The 3,019-nt window shown below is 64.0% G+C and carries 4 protein-coding genes; all 4 read left to right on the plus strand.

The features are described 5' to 3' along the window. Nucleotides 1-292: acyl-CoA dehydrogenase family protein (locus tag A5625_RS27300; RefSeq protein ID WP_255398047.1), on the plus strand; the 292-nt coding region annotated here is incomplete at its 5' end. A gap of 7 nt (nucleotides 293-299) precedes the next feature. Then, nucleotides 300-962, plus strand: a complete 663-nt coding sequence (locus A5625_RS27305) for a TetR/AcrR family transcriptional regulator (protein WP_067001867.1) — start codon at nucleotides 300-302, stop codon at nucleotides 960-962. Nucleotides 963-967: 5 nt separating this feature from the next. After that, complete coding sequence (locus A5625_RS27310; RefSeq protein ID WP_067001870.1) at nucleotides 968-1,594, plus strand: hypothetical protein; 627 nt, start codon at nucleotides 968-970, stop codon at nucleotides 1,592-1,594. Between the two features lie 861 nt (nucleotides 1,595-2,455). Next, nucleotides 2,456-3,019, plus strand: a 564-nt coding sequence (locus tag A5625_RS27315) for an NAD(P)/FAD-dependent oxidoreductase (RefSeq protein WP_156748631.1), incomplete at its 3' end; no start/stop codon positions are given.

Genomic DNA, 3,019 nt, shown 5'->3' on the forward strand with positions numbered 1-3,019 from the left:
CGTCCTCGCCGAGCTGGCGACCGAAATCGACGTTGCCCGCACCTATCTCGACGACTGCCTGGCCGAGCACCTGGCGGGTGAGCTGACCGCCGCACGCGCCGCCCGGTTGAAATGGTGGACCACCGATCTGCAGGTCCGCACCGCCGACCGCTGCCTGCAGCTACACGGCGGGTACGGCTACATGCGCGAATACAGCGTGGCGCGCGCCTTCGTCGACGCCCGCATTCAGACCATCTACGGCGGCACCAACGAGATCATGAAGACGATCATCGCCAAGGATCTGGGCCTGTGAGGTTGTAATGGTCACCGATTACAGCGATCTGCCCGTCGCGGAGGCGGTGCGCGCGGCCCGTGCCAGCTCACGGCGCCGCCAGGTGCTCGATGCCGCGGTCAAAGTGATGGGCCGCAACGGATTCCACCAGATGTCCATGCAAGATCTGGCAACCGAGGCCAAGGTCAGCGTCGGGCTGATCTACAGGTACTTCGGCAGCAAGGAAGACCTGCTGCTCGCGACGATCGTGCGAATCCAGGACGTGTTCCGCGATCAACTCACGCCGGTCATCCAGGCCGCCGGCGACGACGTCGTCGACCAGTTGAGCGCGGGGGTGCGCCGCTATATCGAGATCGTCGACGAAAACCTGGACGGCGTGGTGCTGACCTATCGGGAGAGCCGCACGCTCGGAGCGCCCGGCCGTGCCCAGATCAAGGACCTCGAAATCGCCACCGCCGCACCGCTGCGCGCGGTAATCGAAGCCGGCATCGCCGAAGGCGTCTTTCGCGACGTCGACGTCGACCTGATCGTGTTCGACGTCATGCTGCTGGCCCACGGCTGGGCACTCAAGCATTGGCACTTTGGGGCCATCTACAGCATCGATCAATACATCGGGTTGCAGACCCGCCATGTGCTGACCGGATTGATTGCCGACGACCGCCGCGCAGACTACGCACACGTGCTGAAATAAGGGTCATGAGACTCACCGCGCGCCGCATTCACCGCATGATCGCGCTGCTGGCCCTGGGTACCGCCGCCGGCATGCCCCTGGCGGGCGCCGATCCGACCGCGGGACTGCCCGCGATGACGTCCAGTGGCAGCGGCCCGATCATCGGCGGCGGGTCGGCGGCTGCGCAGGGAATCTCCCAACAGCTCTTCAGCTTTGGCAAGCCAGACGCCATCCAGGAAGTAGACGGCTCGGACGCGGCGCAATTCATCACGGCCGCGGCCGGGGCGGCCAACCAGCAGCTTGCCGGCCCCTTCTCGCTGCTGCGCCGGGCGCTGACCTGCCAGACCAACAACGCCGGATTCGGCGCCCGCGCCTATCGACGCAATGACGGGCAATGGGGAGGCGCGATGTTGGTCGCCGCCAAGAGCGCCACACCGAACGTCGACAGCCTGGTCGCCTGCGCCAAGACCAATTGGCGAAGAACGGCGGCCGGCGGCGAAGCCGCGATGTGCGACAACGGCTGGACGACCCCCGTCTCCTACGAAAGCCGCCGTGGCGAGACCTATTACATCCTGCTGGCCGGCACCGCCGCCGACTTCTGCAGCGACCTCAACGGCAAGTACAAGAGCGACGCCAATGCGTGGCCGTTCTAGGCCGACTCGAGGCGCCGCTCATCAAAAGATGAAACCAACTGTCAGATTGACGGTTTCGCCGCGAAGTCGCCGCTGCCGCTTTGCCAACCATTTGAATTCATATCCGGTGCGCGCACACCGCCAATGAGCAGCGGATTAATAGCGTTTCGATTTAGCCTCGGCTGGATGCCCGCGCAGGCATAATTCCATTTCGCCGCGGAGCGGGATTTTGCTGAAATTCCCGTCGAAGAATAGGTGACCGCGTAGCACCGGCGATCTTCACTGATCCGTATGACGAATCGCTGCGGGAGATTCGCGAAATCCCTTATCTACGACCCATTGACCACGTAAGCTCTCCAACGTCGGGCATTCGATGTCGTCTCCCATACGAAGGGGGTTCTTATGTCACGTCGTACTTGCAAACTCGTCGTTGCCGTGATGCTGGCTTTCGCAGCACCAATGACTTCGGCTTGCACCGTTCCGCTAGTTATCGATTGCGGGCCTGGTTTGACCTGCACCGGCGGATAGCAGTGCGGTGAGCGAAGGGCCGCAAAGCGACTTGCGGCTTTTCGTTCGTTTGAAAACTTCGCGTAGCGGAGTTCACAGGTGACCGGCCGGAGCCGTGATATGGGTCGCTGACCCACCGCGGCTCCTGCCGGGAGCCTGTACCACACAAGGTATTTCAGACACCCTCAGTCTGTATGCCCGAAATCCTGTCCCTGTCAACGGGTTCCATCCAGCAGGCCTTCCCCCGCTGCCTTGTGGTTGGCGCGCGTCACCCGGGCTTCACCGATGTCTCGCCTTTCTCCGGGGTGGCGTCGTACGGTGGACATGCGCTGGGAAGATTTGATACCCAGGCCCACGGGTGAAGAGGGGACAGGCATGTCGCGCCATCGTGTCGTCATTATCGGAAGCGGGTTCGGGGGGTTGTCCGCGGCCAAGGCGCTCAAGCGTGCCGACGTGGACATCACCGTCATCTCGAGGACGACCACGCATCTTTTTCAGCCACTGCTGTATCAGGTAGCTACCGGCATCCTCTCCGAGGGTGACATCGCGCCGACCACCAGACTCATCCTGCGCCGTCAGAAGAACGTCCGGGTGCTGTGGGGCGACGTCTCGGCCATCGACCTCACCACGAAAACGGTCACGTCCCACCTGATGGGCATGGAGACGGTGACGCCCTACGACAGTCTGATCGTGGCCGCCGGCGCGCAGCAGTCCTACTTCGGCCACGACGAGTACGCTGCGTTCGCGCCCGGGATGAAGAGCATCGACGATGCCCTGGAGTTGCGCGGCCGTATCCTGGGCGCGTTCGAGGCCGCCGAGGTCGCCACGGACCCGGCCGAGCGCAAGCGCCGGCTGACCTTCGTGGTGGTCGGGGCCGGGCCGACGGGTGTGGAGTTGGCCGGTGAGATCGTCCAGCTGGCCGAGCGCACCCTGGCCGGC

Source organism: Mycobacterium sp. 1465703.0, from assembly GCF_001672975.1.
GTDB lineage: Bacteria > Actinomycetota > Actinomycetes > Mycobacteriales > Mycobacteriaceae > Mycobacterium.

What these genes read in the sequence shown, in the direction of transcription:
- A5625_RS27305 (WP_067001867.1), top strand. Translation starts at nt 300, where the DNA reads ATGGTCACCGATTACAGCGATCTGCCCGTCGCGGAGGCGGTGCGCGCG.
- A5625_RS27310 (WP_067001870.1), top strand. Translation starts at nt 968, where the DNA reads ATGAGACTCACCGCGCGCCGCATTCACCGCATGATCGCGCTGCTGGCC.